Below are 16,794 nucleotides of genomic sequence, written 5' to 3'. Positions count from 1 at the left end.
GATCCGCGGCGCGTGAGGGGCGAAATCGCACTGAACACTTGCGGATCTTGGCGCGCGTTCGCGCCTCGCTAGCCTGTGCGGCAATGCGCATCGGCCGAGCCGCGGGCTCCGGAGCGGATATCTGGGCGGTCCTGCCGGGCTACGGGCTGGTGCTGTGGGTGCTGGCGGCGGTGACCTGCGCGCTGTTGCCGCTGCCGCGCTGGCTGGTCGACCTGCTGCTGACGCTGAGCCTGGCGGGCTCGGTGACGGCGCTGGTGGCCAGCGTGACGGCGCGGCGCAGCGCGGAGCTGCTGGGGTTCCCGCGGCTGCTGCTGCTGATGACGCTGACGCGGATGGCGCTCAACGTGACGACGACGCGGCTGATCCTGCGCGACGCGGACGCGGGCGAGGTGATCGCGGCGTTCTCGACGCTGGTGATCCAGGGCGACCTGGTGGTCGGGGCGGTGGTGTTTGCGATCGTGACGGTGGTGCAGTTCGTGGTGGTGGCCCGCGGCGGCGAGCGCATCGCCGAGGTCGCGGCCCGGTTCGCGCTCGACGGGCTGCCGGGGCACCAGGCGGCGATCGAGGCCGATCTGCGGGCAGGCACGATCTCGGCGACGGAGGCGACGCGGCTGCGGGCGCGCCTGCGCGAGCGCTCGAACTTCTACGGGGCGATGGACGGGGCGGCCAAGTTCATCCGCGGCGACGCGATCCTCGGGCTGGTGCTGACGAGCGTGAACGTGGTCGGTGGGGTGGTGATGGGGCTGCGCGAGGGGCTGGGGCTGTCGGCGTCGCTCGAGCTGTACGGGCGGCTGGCGATCGGCGACGGGTTGCTGGCGCAGGTGCCGGCGCTGCTGGTCGGGCTGGCGGGGGCGCTGCTGGTGGCGAGGGTCGACCGCGAGGAGCCGGCGACCCGCGGGGCGGCGTGGTGGACTCCGGGGCTGTTGGCGGCCCCGGCGGGGCTGTTGGCCGGGCTGGCGCTGGCGCCGGGCATGCCGGCGGCGGCGTTCTCGACCACGGCTTTCGGGCTGGGGGCGCTGGCGTGGTGGACGCGGCAGCGGCGAGGGCCGCCAGGGCGGCAGATCGTGGTCTGTCTCCCGGGACATGATGAAAAGGACATCCAGGCGCTGCGCGGGCCGCTGGCCGAGCTGCGGCGCCGCTGCGCGGGGGCGCTGGGCGTCGAGGTGCCGCCGATCGTGGCGGTGGCAGGGCCGAGCTTCGCGGTGCGCCTCGGCGAGCGAGTGCTGAGCGCGCCGGAGGTGGATGTCCTCAGGGACAGGCGAGAGGGAGAGTGGGGCGGCGGGCTGGATGTCCTCGAGGACATGTCGAGCGGAGGTCGCGAGGAGGATGGTCGAAAGGACATGCTCGATCGGGCAGGTCCTTCAGGGCATGCTCGACAGGACAGGATCGTGACGGCGGTGTTTCGCGCGGTGATGCGGGGGGCGGAGGCGCTGGTCGACCTGGAGACGATCGCGCGGGCGCTGGAGGAGCAGGGCGGGCGCGAGCCGGCGGTGGTGCGCGAGGCGCTGGCGCGGGTCGGGCCGGCCGAGCTGCTCGAGCTGACGCGCGGGCTGCTGCGCGAGCGGGTGCCGCTGCCGCCGTTCGCGGGGCTGCTCGAGGCGATCGCGTCCGAGCCGCTGCTGCGGCAGGCGAGCGAGCGGGGCCGCTGGCTCGGAGCGCTGCGCGAACGGCTGGCGCCGCAGTGGGTCGGCGAGGTGGTGGCGGCCCACGCCCGCGTGGGCGCTGTGACGTGGGTGCGGCCGGTGGCCGACGCGGAGGCGGCGCTGCTGTCACGGGCGGTCAGCGGCGACCGCGGGCTGCGGCTCGGGCTCGACGCCCGCGCGCGCCAGGCCTGGCGCCGACGGGTTCTCGCGCAGAACGATGTTGTCGGCGGCGAAGCGCTCGAGGAAGGGCCGCCGCCGCTCGTGGTCTGTTCGCCGCGCGCGCGGCCGGTGTTCGCGCTGCTGCTGGGCCGCGGTACGCCGCACGTGACGGTGCTGAGCACGGTGGAGGTGCAAGAGGCCGAGTTGCCGCTGCCCGGCGATCCGGACGGGCCGCCGGTGCGGTGGTTCGAGGCGCCCCTGCACGCGGGCGGGGCCTCACGCGGGCGGACGTTGCCGGGCGAGCGCGACACGGCGTAGCTTTCGCGGCCTATGGCCGAGAAGGCGAAGGCGACCCTCTACTGGGATTACATCAAGCTCGAGGAGCTGCTCGGGCTGCAGACCGGCGTCGAGCCCGACGAGTCGGAGCTCGAGAACGACGAGGTGATGTTCATCGTCATCCACCAGATCGACGAGCTGTGGTTCAAGCTGGCGATCCGCGAGCTGGTGCGGGTCCGCAATTTGTTCGCCCAGGAGAAGGTGCGCGAGCAGTCGCTGTCCGACGCGGTCCGCGGGATCCGCCGCACCGCCCTGCTGTTCGAACAGGTCGCGCATCACTTCCGCCTGATGGAGACGATGACGACCCGCGATTACCTCGGCTTTCGCGACAAGCTCAGCCCGGCGAGCGGGTTCCAGTCGGCGCAGCTGCGGGAGATCGAGATCCTGCTGGGCCTGAAGATCGACGACCGGATCCCGCTCGGCCACGAGAACGATTATCTGCGGGCGCTCCGCTACACCGACGGGCGGCCGTCGCCGGCGTCGAAGCGGGTCGAGGCGCGGCTCAAGGACCTGCCGACGCTGCTCGAGTCGATCAACGAGTGGCTGCACCGCACGCCGATCCAGGGCTCGACGCCGGAGCAGGAGGGCGACACCGAGAACGTGCGCCGGTTCGTCGAGAACTACCTCAAGGCGCAGGCGATCGAGGCCGAGGAGGCGATGATCCTGGTCCGCGACTCGGCGCCCGGCGAGGCCGACCGGCGGCGCATCGAGGAGCGTTACAAGGCGGACCGGGTCAAGGCGCGCGATTTCCTGCTGGCGGTCGAGGTGCCGGAGGAGGAGCGGCCGCGGGTGGCGCGGGTGCGGGCGGCGCTGCTGTTCATCGAGAGCTACCGCGAGCTGCCGCTGCTGGCCTGGCCGCGCGAGGTGCTCGACGGGTTGGTGGAGCTCGAGCAGGCGTTCGTGATCTTCCGCCAGCGACACGCGCGCATGGTCGAGCGAGTGATCGGCCGCCGCACCGGCACGGGCGGCTCGGCGGGCGTCGACTATCTCGAGCAGACGGCGCTGCGTTACCGGGTGTTCCGCGAGCTGTGGGCGGTGCGCACGCTGATGATCCGCAAGACGGCCCTGCCGCCGCTGCGCGGGCCCGACGTGTACGGGTTCGTCGCCAAGGAGTGAGGCGATGCGCGGCCCGAAAGTCATCGTCGTCGGCGGCGGGACGATGGGCTCGGCGACCGCGTGGGCGCTGGCCGCCCGCGGGGCCGAGGTCACGGTGCTCGAGCGCTTCTCGCACGTGCACGAGCACGGCAGCCACTCGGGCTACACGCGGATCATCCGCGAGTCGTACCACGAGGGCGCCGGCTACGTGCCGCTGGTCCGCCGCGCCGACGCGTTGTGGCAGGCGCTCGGCGAGCGGGCCGGCGAGGCGCTGCTGGTGCGCACCGGGATGGTCGAGTTCGGGCCCGAGCACGATCCCGACTATCAGGATGCGATCGCAGCCTGTCGCGCGGCGGCGGTCGAGCACGAGCTGATGGACGCGGCCGCGGCCCGCGAGCGCTTCCCGATCGCGGTGCCCGACGGGTGGACGGCCTGCTTCACCCCGTCGGGCGGGTACCTGCGCGTCGGGCCATGTCTCGAAGCGCTAAAACGAGAGGCTATGTCCCTCGGGACAGCTTGGCGGACGGGCGTGCGGGTCCGCGAGCTCGCGCTCGGCGATCGGCCGCGGGTGCTGCTCGAGGACGGGACGCTGCTGCCGGCCGACCACGTGGTGGTGACGGCGGGTGCTTACCTGCCGGGGCTGGTGCCGGGGTTCATGCCGGGCCAGCTGAAGGTGCTGCGGCGGGTGCTGGCGTGGACGCGGCCGGCCGCGGCGGAGCTGGAGCGGCTGGCGGCGATGCCGGTGTGGGCCTCGTTCGGGCCGGCGGGCTTCGTGTACGGGTTCCCGTACGGGCACGAGGGCGTGACGGGGTTCAAGCTGGCGTGTCACGTGCCGCCGGCCGAGGTCGGCGCGGCCGAGGCGGGGGTCGATCCGGAGCGGGTCGACCGCGCGATCCATGCCGGCGATCTCGCGCCGCTCGACGCGTTCCTGGCCGCGTACCTGCCGGCGGGGCGGGGCGAGTTCGTGCACGCGACGGTCTGCCTGTACACCTGCACGCCGTCGACCGACTTCGTGATCGATCATGTCCCCGGGGACAGGCGGGTGTGGATCGCGGGCGGGTTCTCGGGCCACGGTTTCAAGTTCGCGCCGGCGATCGGCGAGCTGGTGGCGGAGGCGGTGGTCACGGGGACGGCGCCCGAGGCCCTGCGGGCGTTCGCGCGCGCACGCCACGCGGGGTGATCGGCCCGCGACGGTCGGCGGACAAATTCGCGCCGCACCTCGCCCGGACCGCCTGGGCGCGCAGATGCGCGTCTGCGCCCGTTGCTGGCCTGCGGGGCTTTTGCCAGCATCGCGGGGCCAATGTCCGACCCAGCGTACAGCGGGATCCCCGAGGCTCTGGCGACGGCCGTGCGTGCGGTCGACGTGCCGCACGATCTCCGGACGCTCTTCGATCGGCTGGCCGTGCCCCTCGCGCTCGAGGTCGAGGTCCCGGCCGAGGACGCGCCGCCGCTGGCCTTGCAGCTGCTGCGGCTCGCCGACCGCGGGGCGTCGCTGCGGCTCGTGGCCGCCCGGATCGGCGCGGCGGAGCCGAAGGTCAGGTTCATCCATGGCATGAAGGACCTGGTCCTCGGGACAGCTGAACTCGCCGACGGCATTCCGGCGCTGGCGCGGCGGATCGCGCAGAGCCTGCTCGGCGCCGACGAGGCAGCGGGTGCGCTCGAGCGCTTCGCGCGCGAGTCGCCGCGACAGGAGGCGCTGCGGCGGCTGACACGGGCGATGCTCGAGACCGGCAGCATCGACCGGCTGCGCACGATCCTGCTGATCGGGATGACCTCGGGGCTGGCCCTCGGGTTCAGCCGGGCGGCGCTGTTCGTGTACGACGAGGACGGGCGAGCGCTGGTGGGCGAGTCGGCGATCGGGCCGGCCAACGCGGCCGAGGCGGCGCGCGCGAGGGCGGCGGGCGAGCTCGGGCTCGAGCAGCGGATCGCCGAGGTCGAGACGACGGAGCCGCGCTACGAGAATCTCGTGCGCACGATCGCGGTCGACGTGACGGCGGCGGCGGGCGACGAGATCCAGCAAGCATTGGCGGCGAGCGGTCCGCTGCTGTTCTCGCGCGAGCGGTCGACCAACCCGGCGCTGGCGGCCCTCGAGCCGGCGAGCGAATTCCTGGTGGCGGCGTTCCGCCTGCGCGACAAGGTGCTCGGGATCGTGGTCGCCGACGACCCGTACGGGCGGGCGCCGATCGACCCGCAGGCGCGCGAGTTCATCGGCTTCCTGCTCGACACCGCGGCGCTTGCTTCGGAGAACCTGCGGCTGCACGAGAGCGTGGAGACGCTGGCCCGCCACGACGAGCTGACGGGGCTGTTCAACCGTCGCGAGTTCGAGACGCGCATGGCCGACGAGCAGTCGCGGGCGGTTCGGCTCGGCTCGCAGTGCGCGCTGCTGCTGTTCGACGTCGACTACCTGCAGCGGGTCAACCTGGCCCGCGGGCACAAGGCCGGCGACGAGCTGCTGCAGCAGGTCGGGGTGCTGCTGCGCTCGACGCTGCGCTCGCACGACATCGTCGCTCGCCTCACCGGCGACGCGTTCGCGGTGCTGGTGACCGATACGACCCATGAGCAGGTGCTGGCGGTCGCCCGCCGGGTCGGCTCGCTGGCCCTGGGGATGGGCGTGTCGCTCAGCGCCGGCGGCTCGTTGTGGCCGCGCGACAACCACGAGATGTCGGTGCTGTTCTCCGAGGCCGAGGCGGCGCTGATCGACGCCAAGCGCCGCGGCCGCGGGCGGGCCATCATCGACGGCGACGAGGCGCCGATGGTGTTCGAGCCGCCGGACGACGCCGACGCGTCGGCGGGCTGAGGCTCGCGCCGAGCCGCGAGGCGGGCGCGGCGGCTTGCTGGCGGATGGGACATGTCGCCAGGGACATGTCGCGGCGAACTCGACTAAACCCTTGCGTGCGAGCGGGCGCGACGCGAGCGCGGCGCTCCGGCGATGGTCGACGCAGGTGCAGCGAGCGCGGCGCCCTCATGGCGGAGAGGACGGCGCCCGCGGGTGGGCTTCGGCGGACGTGGCCTTCGGGACATGCGCGAACGGACATGTCCCGAAGGTCAGGCGACTACGCGTCGTGGCACTTCTTGAACTTCTTGCCGCTGCCGCACGGGCAAGGGTCGTTGCGGCCGATCTTCGGGGCGGTGCGGACGAACGGCGCGGGCCCGTGGTCGTGGTCGCAGTCGGGCCCGTGGACGTGCTCGTGGTCGTGGTCGTGGTCGTGGTCGTGGTCGTGATCGCAGTCGGGACCGTGGACGTGCTCGTGGCCGGGCATGCGGGGGACTATGCGCGAGCGGGCCGGCGGGCGGCAAGGCGCCTCGGCGGGGCCGGCGTCGGTCCGTCCGCGTGTGGCCCAGGGCATGGACCGGGTCGGCCGCGGCGATCCGGACGCCAGGCCGTGACCCCGGCGCGGTCAGCGGCCCGAGGTTTTGACCTCGAGCCAGCCGTTGGCGTTGGCCGCGACCACCACCGTCCCGTCCCAGCCGGTCCCGTAGATCGCGCGGTCGATCGTGCGGCGCTGGAAGATCTCGGTGACCTTGTCTTGATACGCGCCGCGGAAGCCGACCATCGCCTGCACGGGGGCGCGGCGGCCGCGGACGCCGTATTCGGGGTGCACGAGGTGCTCGAGCGCGACGATGTGCGGGTGGCCGTACTTGCGGGCGGTCCACGGGATGTTGCGCTCGTACGGGCCCATCGAGATCACGGCCACGCGCGGGCTCATCAGCGCCATCTGGTAGTGGATGGTGGCGTTTTTGCTGCCGTGGTGGCCGACCTGGTAGATGTCGACATCGAGCAGCTCCGGGTGCTTCTCGTAGCGGTCGGCCAGGCGCGATAAACCGATGAGCTCGAGGTCGCCGGTGAACAGCGCCGAGGCCTCGCCGTAGTCGACGCGCACGACGACGCTGTGGTTGTTGGGGTTGTCGCCGTAGGTCTCGACGTCGTGGGTGACGGTGCCCCACAGCGCGGTCAGCTTGGGGTCGGTGGGCGCGCGGGCGCAGCTGCCGATCGGGTCGAGCACGGCGCTGGTGAGGCCGGCCGCGGGCACTTCGCCGGCGCCGACGGCGGCGTACTGCACGCCCTTGTCGGCGTGGTCGCGCAGCCAGGCGTGCACGGCCATCTGCTGGGTCGCGCCGGGGTCCTCGGTGCCGTCGTTGTGGCTGTGCGGGGCGTCGGCGCCGTTGTCGACCACGTTCTTGACGGTGTAGCGCTCGAGCACGCCGAGGGCGCCGCGGTTGTGGTCGATGTGGGGGTGGGTGACGAGCAGCAGGTCGAGGGTGCGATTGAGGTCGGCGCGGCGGGCGAAGAACGCGTCGAGGTAGGCGTAGAGCGCGGCCTCGCCGTCGAACAGCTCGTTCTTCTCGCCGCCGGTGTCGATCAGCGCCGCGCCGCACGGGAACTCGAGCAGGGTCGCGTCGCCCTGGCCGATGTCGATAAAGTGCAGCGTCATCGCGTCGGCCGGGTCGGTGCCGGGCGGACGCGTGGTCGGGTCGCGGTCGCGGGCCAGCGGCGGCAGCGTCAAGCTCGGGTCCGGCTTGACCTCGATCGGCGGGGCGTCGTCGTGCGCACCGCAGGCGCACACGAGCACGGCGAGGGCGAGCACGCAGAGTCGCACGCGCGGATGATAGCAGCGCGGCGCAGGCCACGAGGTCGTGGGCTGCGCCGCGTCGGAGGGTGAGTTGGCCCGATGGGCTCGGGGTCCAGACGGCCAGGGGAGCGTCCGGTGGTGCTTGAGGACAGGTCACGCGACCTGTCGAGAGAGACACGTCAGACGTGATCGCCGCTCGGAAGGCGACTCGTTCCAGGTGCGCCCATCACGCACTCCGAGCGGAGGCGCGCGCCAGAGGCCCGCGCATTGGGGTCCAGGAGGCCCAGGGGGCCCCGGTCAGGCCGCCTCCGGTCGATCGAGCGGCGAGGGCTCGGAACCGCTCCCCGAGGGGGTCTCGGCGGGCGCCTGCGGCGCTCGCGCGGTCGTGACCGGGCCTCGCTCCTTCTTGGCGAGGCGGCGGATCATCCGCCGGAGCGACTTGGCGATCGCGTGCCCGGTGGGCAACACGACGGCGACCGTGTCGCCGTGCTCCTTCTGGATGATGACCGTGTGCTGGCCGATGACGAGGCGGATGGTGTCCTCGCCGGTCTGGCCGAACAGCTGCAACGAGGCGTCGAGGACGGGCGACCAGGTGTCGACGCCCCGGAATCCTCGCGGGTGGTTGGGTGAGTCGATCGTGACGGCGACGACGCCCGGGGCGGCCGCCAAATGTTCGATGTTGGCAAAGAGGCTCATGGCTGTGTCTCCTGCGTCGAGCCGCGCTGGGCTGCGGGCGCCGCGCTCGACGTTCGGTCAACCATGGTCCGTCTTGGGGGACGGTGCCACCGGCGCCCCACGGGGATGCGTCACACTGAAAGTTTGTCGAGGGCTGGCCGGACATCGTTCCAGACCCCCGCTGCACCCCTCGGAGCCTACCTTCGCGGTTCGCCTCCAGGTCCCCAGGGGGTGGGGTCTAAAGGCGTCAACCGAGTGGAGCATGCTCACCGAGCTCAGGAAGATGCGAGACTTCGCACGATCTCGAGCGCCTCGGCCACGTGTTTCTTGGGCCGGATCTGCGACGAGAACACGTGCCGCACCACGCCGCCGCGGTCGATGATGAAGGTGACCCGACCGTCGATGAGGCCGAGCGTCTTCTTCACGCCGAAGTTGGCCCGCACCTCGCCGCCGCGATCGCTCAGGAGCCGGAACGGCAGGTTGTGCTTGGCCGCGAACGCCTTGTGGGCGGCCACGCCGTCGCTGCTGATGCCGATCACCTCGGCGCCGGCGTCGGCGAACACGGTGTAGCTGTCGCGGAAGCTGCAAGCCTCGACGGTGCAGCCAGGGGTGTCGTCCTTGGGATAGAAGTAAAGGACGACGCAGCGCTCCTTGATCAAATCGGCGAGGGCGACGGTGCGGCCCTCCTGGTCCTGCAAGCTGAAGTCAGGGGCGACTTCGCCGACGGCGAGCTGGGTGCTGCGACTCATGCGCCCGCGAGTGTACCGCCGGCCGCGCAGGGCCGGAAGGGCCTGGGAACGGCGCGAAATTTCTCGTATCAGTGATGGTCGATGCGCTGGGTTCGCCTGTCGCCGCTGTACTTCGTCGCCTCGACGGCGATGCTGGTGTGGCCGCTCTATCCGCTCCTGGGCGACCACATCGAGCCGCGCGTGCTCGGGGTGCCGTGGTCGCTGGCGTATGTGGTCCTGATCATCCTCGCCAACACGGCGGTGCTGGTGGGGCTCTACCTGAGCCGGGCGGTCGACGCCGTCGAAGCCGAGGACGAGCATGGGTGACATGGGCGCGGTCGCGCCGTACGCGGTGTTCGTCTACCTGGCGGTCTCGCTGGCGGTCGGCCTGATCGCCGGCCGCCGCGGCTCGGGCGGCGCCGACGACTTCGTCACCGGCGAGCGCTCGTTCGGGCCGGTGCTGATGTACTTCGTGATGGGGGCGATGATCTTCAGCGCCTACGCGCTGCTCGGCACGCCGCAGCGGGTCATCAGCAAGGGCTCGGACGCGTTCTACATGCTGGCCTACGGGGCCGCGGCGTTCGTGCCGGTGTTCTACTTCGGGGCCCGCGTGCGCCGCATGGGCGCGCGCCTCGGGCTGGTGACGCAGGCGGAGCTGATCGGGGCCCGCTACGACAGCCGTCGGGTGACGACGGTGATGGGCGCGGCGTCGCTGCTGGCGTTCATCCCGTACCTGGCGATCCAGTTCAAGGGCGCGGGGATCGTGATGCACCACGCGCTCGGCTGGTCGCCGCTGCTCGGCGCGGCGGTGGTCTACGCGGTGGTCGCGGTCTACGTGATGTTCGGCGGCATGCGCGGGGTCGGCTGGACCAATGTGCTGCAAGGCGTGGCGATGCTGGCGGTGGTGTGGTGGCTCGGGCTGGCGATCCCGGGCCAGCTGTTCGGCGGGGTGGCGCCGATGTTCGACCGCGTGATCGCGGAGCACCCGGAGTACCTGACGCTGCCCGGGCCGGCGCCAGGGACCTCGTCGTTCCAGTACACGGCGGAGATCGTGATGTCGACGCTGGGGTTCGCGATGTGGCCGCAGGTGTTCATGAAGTGCTTCACGGCCCGCAGCGCGCGAGCGGTGCAGTACTCGGCGGTGACGTACCCGAGCTTCCTGGTGTTCCTGATCCCGCTGCTGTTCCTCGGCTACGCGGCGCTGCTGCTGCCAGGGGCGCCGCGCGACGAGGGGGTGCTGCTGTGGCTCGTCAGCCGGCCGGAGGTCGGCGGGCCGTGGGTGTTCGCGGCGTTCTGCACGGCGGTGCTGGCGGCTTCGATGTCGACCGGCGACTCGCTGCTGCACGGCGGAGCGTCGATCTTCGTCCGCGACGTGCTGGTCTCGGGGCTCGGGCTGCCGCTGAAGGAGCAGACGCAGACGCGGCTGATGCGGATGGGCGTGCTCGTGCTGTTCGCGCTCGGGCTGGGGATGCTGGTCGTCGCCAGCAAGCTGTCGATCGTCGACCTGCTGCTGCTGGCGTACGCGGTGCCGGTGCAGTTCCTGCCGCCGGTGGTCCTCGGGCTGTACTGGCGGCGGGCCAACCGCGTGGCCGCCGAGGCCGGCCTGCTGGTCGGCCTCGGGGTGGCGTTCGCGCTGTTCCTGGCCAAGCTGCTGGCGCCGGGGCTCTACGCGTGGTGTAACCCGCTCGACCTGCAGATCGGCGCGGTCGGGCTGGTGCTCAACGCGATCACGATGTTCGTGCTGTCGCTGACGACCCCGCCCATGGCACAGTCCCACCTGCAACGCTTCGAGTTCCGCAGCCCATGATGTCCCGCGCGCTCCTGGTCGTCCCCCTGTGTCTGCTCGCCTGCGAGGCCACGAGCCGCCGCTTCGCCGCGCTCGACGCCCCGCCGCCGGCGCCGGTGGCCGTCGGCGACGCGCGGCCGCTGTCGGAGCTGACGAAGGTGACCGAGCTGTCCGAGGCCGAGAAGAAGAAGCAGGCCAAGGAGCTGCCGGAGTGCGGGCGCGGCAGCGGGCGCGATGTCCACGGCGAGTGCGTGGCGATCGGGCTGTGGGACACGGGCACGGTCCAGCGGGTCCAGATCCCCGGCGGGGTGTTCGTGACCGGCAACGTGCCCGACCACTTCAACTCGTCGCCGTCGCGCGAGCTGCCGGCGGTGCGCTGGTCAGGCAACCCGCCGCGCCACCAGGCGCTGCGCAGCTTCTGGATCGATCTGCACGAGGTCACCCGCGGGGCCTACGCGGGCTGCGTGGCGGCCGGGGCGTGCACGCCGGCGATCTGTCCCCAAGGCCAGGTAGATCCGACGGCGGAGCTGCAGCCGGAGGTCGCCGAGCCGCTGCCGCAGACGTGCGTGAGCCACCAGCAGGCTGCGGCCTACTGCGGCCACGCGGGCGGGCGCCTGCCCAGCGAGGCCGAGTGGGAGTACGCGGCCCGCGGGCCCGACGCGCGGGTGTACCCGTGGGGCAACCAGATCAAGGACGAGATCCCGCAAGGGCTGTACGCAGCGGGACATGTCCGGGCGGACAGCTCGTACTTCGGGGTGCGCGGGATGGGCAGCGACGCGCTCGAGTGGGTGGCCGACACGTACGACGCCGACGCGGCGCTGCGCCCGTTCGTCGAGGGACAGTTTCGGGCGGGCGACGGACCGCTGGCGGTGGCGCGGCAGGTGTTCGAGCAGGCGGCGTTCTGCGGCGAAGACCCTGCCTGCAAGCCGCCCGCGGGCGAGCCGGTCCGCCACGTGTACAAGTACGGCAACGTCGGCCAGCGCCGTGCGGCCCGCGAGACCCGCCCGCCGCGGTTCCCGGGCGCCGAGCTCGAGGGCTGGGACATCGTCGCCGTCGACCCACGCCTCGGCTTCCGCTGCGCCGCCGACCTGCGCGCCGAAGACAAGCCGCTGCAAGTGCCAGCCGCGGTGGCGCCGATCCCTATCGTCCGCTCGGAGGGCGCGCTCGAGCTGTTCGGCGGGGTGGTCGAGGCGGTCAATCAAGAAGAGGCGCGCCGCTTCTGCGCTGCCCTGCGGGTGCCGTACGGCAACGAGGCGCTGACAGGCTTCCGCCTGCCGCTGCTGGCGGAGATCCAGCAACTGACGACGGTGTTCCGCGGTCCGGGTCCGTTCTGGGCGGAGGACGGCGCGGCGGTCCAGATCGACGACACGACGCCGCCAGCCCCGGACGCGCCGTGGCGCGAGCTGATGGTCGGCGGGGAGACGTCGCTGGCGGCCCGCTGCGTGCGCTCGACGCAGTGAGCTGGCAGAGGAGCCGGAGACAGCTCGCCAGGACCGGTCCAGCTCACGAGCTGCCCCATGAGGCAGGTGATACGGCAGATCGCGCGTGGCTGATAGGACATGCTCGATGAGGCATGTCCTGGAGGGCATGCCCATCGGGACATGCTTTGGAGAACATGTCCGAAGAGTCAGCCGGTGTACTCGACGAACAGCGCGGTGATGTTGTCGCGGCCGCCGTTGATGTTGGCGTGGCGGACGGCGTCGCGGGCGGCGGTGGCCAGGTCGGTCTGGAACAGGCGGGCCAGCAGGTCGGGCTCGTCGAGGTACTCGTGGAGGCCGTCGCTGCACAGCAGCAGCTTGTCGCCGGGGGCCAGGTCGAGCTGGCGGACGTCGACCTCGACGAACTCGCGGTGGCCGACGGCGCGGGTGATCACGTGCTTCAGGTGCGACACCTTGGCCGCCTCCGGCGTCATCGTGCCTTGACGGATGTGCGCGTTCACCAGGGTGTGGTCGTCGGTCAGCTGGACCTGCTCGCCGGCGTGCCACAGGTAGACCCGCGAGTCGCCGACCCACGCCACCGTGGCGACCTGGCCGGCCACCAGCACCACCGAGGCGGTGGTCGACATGCCCCGGCGGTCAGGGTCCATCTCGCCCATGGTGTGGACCATGTAGCAGGCGCTCTGGATGGCCCCGCGGAGCAGCGCGGAGAGGCGCTGGCGGGCCGCTTGATCGAGCTCGCCGCCGTGGCGGGCGATCTCGATGTCGGTCGCGTCGCCCTTGACGAAATCGACGATGAACTCGACCGTCTCCTGGCTGGCGATCTCGCCGCGGGCCCGGCCGCCGACGCCGTCGCAGACGATGAAGAGGCCGAGCTGCGCGTCGGCGAGGAAGGCGTCCTCGTTGCGGCTGCGCACCCGGCCGACGTCGGTGTAGCCGTAGTGCCGCGTCGCCATGCGGCGCGGACCTTAGCACGGCCGCCCGCGCTTGTTGTACCCTGGCGACGATCGCTCTGGAGCGCCCATGACACCGCGTGGAAGCAGCCGAATTCTCGCCCTCGCAAGCCTCGCTCTCGGCGGCTGCCTCGACCCCGCCGCCGGCGGCGACGACGCCTCGGCGACCGCCGCGACGGCCCCGGTCACCACCGATTCGTCTGATACCGCGGCGCCCTCGACCGTCGCGCCGACCACGACCAGCGATACGACGGCGTCGACTTCGACGGGTGAGCCCGACCCGACCGCCGGCACGACCGGCGATCCGCCAGCCGACCCGCCCGATCTATTCTGTCCCGACGGCCCGCAAGGCGGCTGCGCGGCTCAGCCGGGCGCGCCGCTCGAGGCCGGCGCGGCGGTGCTGTCGCTGGTGCCGAACTGCTGGGAGAAGTGGGTCGACGTCGACATGGACAACACGTGGAAGCCGGCCGACGACATGCTGCTCGACTGCGGCTGCGACCAGAAGTGCCCCGGCGACCCTGGTTATGTCGCGGCCGACGAGGGCGAGGGCGACGGCAAGCTGCAGCCGCTCTACATGGCCGGGTTCGGCCATGACCGCCCGGCCTACGGGGTGCGCGACGCGAGCCACGGGCTGGTCGGCGCGGGCGACGGTCTGTGGGCCCGCGCGGTGGTGTTTCGCCAGGGCGAGTCGACGCTGGCGATCGTGGCGATCGACACCGTCGGCCTCTTCAACAACGACGTCGAGGCGATCCGCGCGATGCTGGCGGAGCAGGGCGTCGACCTCGACTACCTGATCGTGCACGCGACGCACAACCACGAGGGGCCCGACACGATGGGGCTGTGGGGCGTCGACCTGTTCACCTCGGGCTACACGCCGGCGTACCGCCAGCAGGTCCGCGATACCATCGCCGCGGCGATCACCGACAGCTTTGAAGACTTGCGCGAGGTCGCGTCGATGAAGGTCGGCGAGGTCGACGTCTCGACGTATCACCCGCGCGGCATGGCCAACCTGATCCGCGACTCACGGGACCCGTGGGTCGTCGACGAGACCATCTCGGCGGCCCACCTGGTCGACACCGAGGGCGTGCCGATCGCCACGATCGTCAACTACTCGTGCCACCCGGAGACGCTGGCGAACGACAACTTCCTGGTGACCTCGGACTTCGTGCACGCGCTGCGGCGCACGGTCGAGACCGGCTCGGAGTGGCAGACGGCGCCGGGCAAGCCCGGGCTCGGCGGGCCGGCGATCTACATCAACGGGGCCGTCGGCGGGATGATGACGACGCTCGGCGTCAACGTCGAGAACCCCGACGGCGAGACCTACCAGGCGGCCAGCTTCGAGAAGGCCGACTCGGTCGGGCAGATGCTCGGCGAGATGGCGCTCGACGCGGTGGCGATGGGCGAGGAGATCACGGGGCCGGCGCTGCGCTTCGCGGCCAAGCGGTTCCGCGCCGGGGTCCGCAACACCAACTTCAAGCTGTTCTTCGACATCGAGGTGCTCGAGCGCGAGGTGTTCAACGCCGACATGCCGGGCAAGGAGGAGATCGAGACCGAGATGGCGCTGGTCGAGCTGGGGCCGATCCAGATGTTGACGGTGCCCGGCGAGCTGCTGCCCGAGCTGGCGCTCGGCGGCTACGACGGCTCGCAGATCAAGGCCGACGGGGTCCCGCTCATCAAGCCGGAGAACGTCAACCCGCCGGACCTCGAGGCGGCGCCGAAGGGGCCGTACCTCGAGGATCGCATGGGCCTGACCTACCGCTGGATCATCGGCCTGGGCAACGACGAGCTCGGCTACATCATCCCCGAGTACGACTTCCAGCTGGCCGAGACGATGCCGTGGATCAACGAGGCCGAGGGCAATCACTACGAGGAGACCAACTCGCTCGGGCCCGACATGGCGAGCCTCGTCGACCAGTTCGCCGACCTGCTGATCGCGTGGTCGCAGGGCTGAGCGCGGTTCAGTCCGCGGCGAGCGCGACGAGCACGCCGGCGTCGCCGAAGCCGACGATGTCGCGCCGGCCGTCGCCGTCGACGTCGGCGAGGGTGCGCACGTGCACGCCGACGCGCCAGCCCTGGTCGTAAGTGAACTCGGCGAGGACCGGCGTCGGCGCGTGAAAGTCGTTCTGCTTCGAAGGGGCGACGATCACCGCCGACTGGCCGAAGCCGACGATGTCGATCCGCCCGTCGCCGTCGATGTCGCCGAGCAGCCGCGGGTGGCGATCGAGCTGCCAGCCCTGAGCCGGGGCGAATTCGTCGAGGGCCCGCGTCGCCCCGGTGAACCGGCCGCTGCGCGCGAAGGACAGCAGGGTGCTGCTCGCGCCGAAGCCGACGATGTCGGGCCGGTCGTCGCCGTCGACGTCGCCGAGCAGGCGGAGGTGCTGGTCGGGGCGCCAGCCCTGGTCGTTGCCGAAGTCGGTCAGCCACAGCGCTGCCGCGGTGAAGCGATCGTCGGCCGCGCGGGCGACGAACACCCCGTCGTCGCCGAAGCCGATGACGTCGGCGCGACCGTCGGCATCGACATCGGCGACCTGCCGCGGGTTGCGATCGACCCGCCAGCCCTGCTCGTAGCCGAGATCGTCGAGCCACAGCGCGGACGGCTCGAACGCGGCGCCGGTCGAGCGGGCGACGTGCACGCCGCCGTTGCCGAAGCCGACGATGTCGGGGCGGTCGTCGGCGTCGACATCGGCGAGGAAGCGCGGGTGACGATCGATCCGCCAGCCGCGGGTGATCGTGAATTGATCGATCCACAGCTTGGGCGGGAGGAACGCGCTGCCGGTCGACAGCGACACGAACACCCCGCCGGCGCCGAAGCCGACGATGTCGGCCCTGTCGTCGGCGTTCATGTCGACGAGGAAGCGCGGGTGTTTGTCGACCCGCCAGCCGTTGCTGTAGGAGTAGTTGTCGACCCACGGCTCCGGCTCGCCGAAGCGGTCGCCGTTCGACAGCGCGACCAGGACGCCCTGCTCGCCGAAGCCGACGATGTCGTCGCGCCCGTCGCCGTCGACGTCGCCCAGCAGCCGCGGGTGCCTCTCGACGCGCCAGCCCGCGGCGACCCCGAAGTCGTCGAGCCACGGCTCGGGCGCGGCGAAGCTGGCGGCGTGGGCCGCGGGCGCGGCGGAGAGCGGGAACATCAGGCCGGCGAGCGCGCCGACCCCGAACCGATGGGCCATGGTGGAACCTCCTGAGGTCGGCGATCGGCGAGATGTCCGAAGGGACATGTCGGCGAATCACCGGCGAGACGCCGGCTCTGTGGCGGCCGGGCCGGGGTCGTGCAAGCGGCGGGCATCGCGAGCCGCGGCGGCGGATTCCAGGCCTCGTCGCCGCCGTGGGGCGCGGGGTCCGGGCGGCCCGGCTCGCACGCGCGCGGCGTGGCTCAGGGCGCTCCGCAGCGGGCCGGCGAGCAGGTCGGGGG

14 protein-coding genes are annotated in these 16,794 nt (G+C 72.1%); 8 read left to right on the top strand and 6 right to left on the bottom strand.

What is annotated here, in order from left to right; all coding sequences use genetic code 11:
* Positions 1-83: 83 nt before the first annotated feature.
* The 4 genes from POL25_RS29200 to POL25_RS29185 all read left to right on the top strand — a co-directional run bounded on the left by POL25_RS29200 (position 84) and on the right by POL25_RS29185 (position 6,030).
* The gene (locus POL25_RS29200) at positions 84-2,120 is read left to right on the top strand and encodes an FHIPEP family type III secretion protein (RefSeq protein WP_272089521.1); all 2,037 of its coding nucleotides are present in this window, start codon (positions 84-86) and stop codon (positions 2,118-2,120) included.
* A 12-nt stretch (positions 2,121-2,132) separates the two neighbouring features.
* On the top strand, positions 2,133-3,254 hold the full coding sequence (locus tag POL25_RS29195) for a tryptophan 2,3-dioxygenase family protein (protein WP_272089520.1): 1,122 nt from the start codon (positions 2,133-2,135) through the stop codon (positions 3,252-3,254).
* Positions 3,255-3,258: 4 nt separating this feature from the next.
* Complete coding sequence (solA, locus tag POL25_RS29190; RefSeq protein ID WP_272089519.1) at positions 3,259-4,413, top strand: N-methyl-L-tryptophan oxidase; 1,155 nt, start codon at positions 3,259-3,261, stop codon at positions 4,411-4,413.
* Positions 4,414-4,533: 120 nt separating this feature from the next.
* Positions 4,534-6,030, top strand: a complete 1,497-nt coding sequence (locus POL25_RS29185; RefSeq protein ID WP_272089518.1) for a GGDEF domain-containing protein — start codon at positions 4,534-4,536, stop codon at positions 6,028-6,030.
* 256 nt (positions 6,031-6,286) lie between these two features.
* Here POL25_RS29185 and POL25_RS29180 read toward each other — a convergent pair whose 3' ends face one another.
* From POL25_RS29180 to POL25_RS29165, 4 genes are all read right to left on the bottom strand, one after another.
* Positions 6,287-6,493, bottom strand: coding sequence for an SEC-C metal-binding domain-containing protein (locus POL25_RS29180; protein WP_272089517.1), 207 nt, complete (start codon positions 6,491-6,493; stop codon positions 6,287-6,289).
* 138 nt (positions 6,494-6,631) lie between these two features.
* Positions 6,632-7,831 carry a ComEC/Rec2 family competence protein gene (locus tag POL25_RS29175; protein WP_272089516.1) on the bottom strand — a complete coding sequence of 400 codons (1,200 nt, stop codon included), beginning with the start codon at positions 7,829-7,831 and terminating at the stop codon, positions 6,632-6,634.
* 270 nt (positions 7,832-8,101) lie between these two features.
* Positions 8,102-8,500 carry a hypothetical protein gene (locus POL25_RS29170; protein ID WP_272089515.1) on the bottom strand — a complete coding sequence of 133 codons (399 nt, stop codon included), beginning with the start codon at positions 8,498-8,500 and terminating at the stop codon, positions 8,102-8,104.
* 254 nt (positions 8,501-8,754) lie between these two features.
* Positions 8,755-9,228, bottom strand: coding sequence for a peroxiredoxin (locus POL25_RS29165; RefSeq protein WP_272089514.1), 474 nt, complete (start codon positions 9,226-9,228; stop codon positions 8,755-8,757).
* A gap of 81 nt (positions 9,229-9,309) precedes the next feature.
* Between POL25_RS29165 and POL25_RS29160 the strand changes: the two genes are divergently transcribed.
* Genes POL25_RS29160 through POL25_RS29150 form a run of 3 tightly spaced genes read left to right on the top strand, consistent with a single transcriptional unit; the run spans position 9,310 to position 12,453 of the window.
* Entirely contained in the window at positions 9,310-9,534 is a 225-nt protein-coding gene (locus tag POL25_RS29160; protein ID WP_272089513.1) for a hypothetical protein, read from the top strand.
* Position 9,535: 1 nt separating this feature from the next.
* Positions 9,536-11,014 carry a sodium:solute symporter family protein gene (locus POL25_RS29155; protein WP_272089512.1) on the top strand — a complete coding sequence of 493 codons (1,479 nt, stop codon included), beginning with the start codon at positions 9,536-9,538 and terminating at the stop codon, positions 11,012-11,014.
* A complete protein-coding gene (locus tag POL25_RS29150; RefSeq protein ID WP_272089511.1) occupies positions 11,011-12,453 on the top strand; it encodes a formylglycine-generating enzyme family protein in 1,443 nt (480 codons plus the stop codon). The genes POL25_RS29155 and POL25_RS29150 overlap by 4 nt, the downstream gene beginning before the upstream one ends.
* 167 nt (positions 12,454-12,620) lie before the next feature.
* Here POL25_RS29150 and POL25_RS29145 read toward each other — a convergent pair whose 3' ends face one another.
* Positions 12,621-13,385: a PP2C family protein-serine/threonine phosphatase gene (locus POL25_RS29145; protein WP_272089510.1), complete on the bottom strand. Its 765-nt coding sequence runs from the start codon at positions 13,383-13,385 to the stop codon at positions 12,621-12,623.
* 67 nt (positions 13,386-13,452) lie between these two features.
* On the opposite strand from POL25_RS29145, the gene POL25_RS29140 reads away from it, so the two are divergent.
* Positions 13,453-15,333, top strand: coding sequence for a hypothetical protein (locus POL25_RS29140; RefSeq protein ID WP_272089509.1), 1,881 nt, complete (start codon positions 13,453-13,455; stop codon positions 15,331-15,333).
* Positions 15,334-15,340: 7 nt separating this feature from the next.
* Here the strand turns inward: POL25_RS29140 and POL25_RS29135 are convergent, their stop codons facing one another.
* Complete coding sequence (locus POL25_RS29135; RefSeq protein WP_272089508.1) at positions 15,341-16,552, bottom strand: FG-GAP repeat domain-containing protein; 1,212 nt, start codon at positions 16,550-16,552, stop codon at positions 15,341-15,343.
* Between the last annotated feature and the right edge of the window lie 242 nt (positions 16,553-16,794).

Source organism: Nannocystis bainbridge (assembly GCF_028368995.1).
In the GTDB taxonomy this organism is placed as follows: Bacteria; Myxococcota_A; Polyangia; order Nannocystales; family Nannocystaceae; genus Nannocystis; species Nannocystis bainbridge.
This window is presented reverse-complemented; position numbering and strand designations above follow the sequence as displayed.

What these genes read in the sequence shown, in the direction of transcription:
- POL25_RS29200 (WP_272089521.1), top strand. Translation starts at nt 84, where the DNA reads ATGCGCATCGGCCGAGCCGCGGGCTCCGGAGCGGATATCTGGGCGGTC.
- POL25_RS29195 (WP_272089520.1), top strand. Translation starts at nt 2,133, where the DNA reads ATGGCCGAGAAGGCGAAGGCGACCCTCTACTGGGATTACATCAAGCTC.
- solA (WP_272089519.1), top strand. Translation starts at nt 3,259, where the DNA reads ATGCGCGGCCCGAAAGTCATCGTCGTCGGCGGCGGGACGATGGGCTCG.
- POL25_RS29185 (WP_272089518.1), top strand. Translation starts at nt 4,534, where the DNA reads ATGTCCGACCCAGCGTACAGCGGGATCCCCGAGGCTCTGGCGACGGCC.
- POL25_RS29180 (WP_272089517.1), bottom strand. Translation starts at nt 6,493, where the DNA reads ATGCCCGGCCACGAGCACGTCCACGGTCCCGACTGCGATCACGACCAC.
- POL25_RS29170 (WP_272089515.1), bottom strand. Translation starts at nt 8,500, where the DNA reads ATGAGCCTCTTTGCCAACATCGAACATTTGGCGGCCGCCCCGGGCGTC.
- POL25_RS29165 (WP_272089514.1), bottom strand. Translation starts at nt 9,228, where the DNA reads ATGAGTCGCAGCACCCAGCTCGCCGTCGGCGAAGTCGCCCCTGACTTC.
- POL25_RS29160 (WP_272089513.1), top strand. Translation starts at nt 9,310, where the DNA reads ATGCGCTGGGTTCGCCTGTCGCCGCTGTACTTCGTCGCCTCGACGGCG.
- POL25_RS29155 (WP_272089512.1), top strand. Translation starts at nt 9,536, where the DNA reads ATGGGCGCGGTCGCGCCGTACGCGGTGTTCGTCTACCTGGCGGTCTCG.
- POL25_RS29150 (WP_272089511.1), top strand. Translation starts at nt 11,011, where the DNA reads ATGATGTCCCGCGCGCTCCTGGTCGTCCCCCTGTGTCTGCTCGCCTGC.
- POL25_RS29145 (WP_272089510.1), bottom strand. Translation starts at nt 13,385, where the DNA reads ATGGCGACGCGGCACTACGGCTACACCGACGTCGGCCGGGTGCGCAGC.
- POL25_RS29140 (WP_272089509.1), top strand. Translation starts at nt 13,453, where the DNA reads ATGACACCGCGTGGAAGCAGCCGAATTCTCGCCCTCGCAAGCCTCGCT.
- POL25_RS29135 (WP_272089508.1), bottom strand. Translation starts at nt 16,552, where the DNA reads ATGGCCCATCGGTTCGGGGTCGGCGCGCTCGCCGGCCTGATGTTCCCG.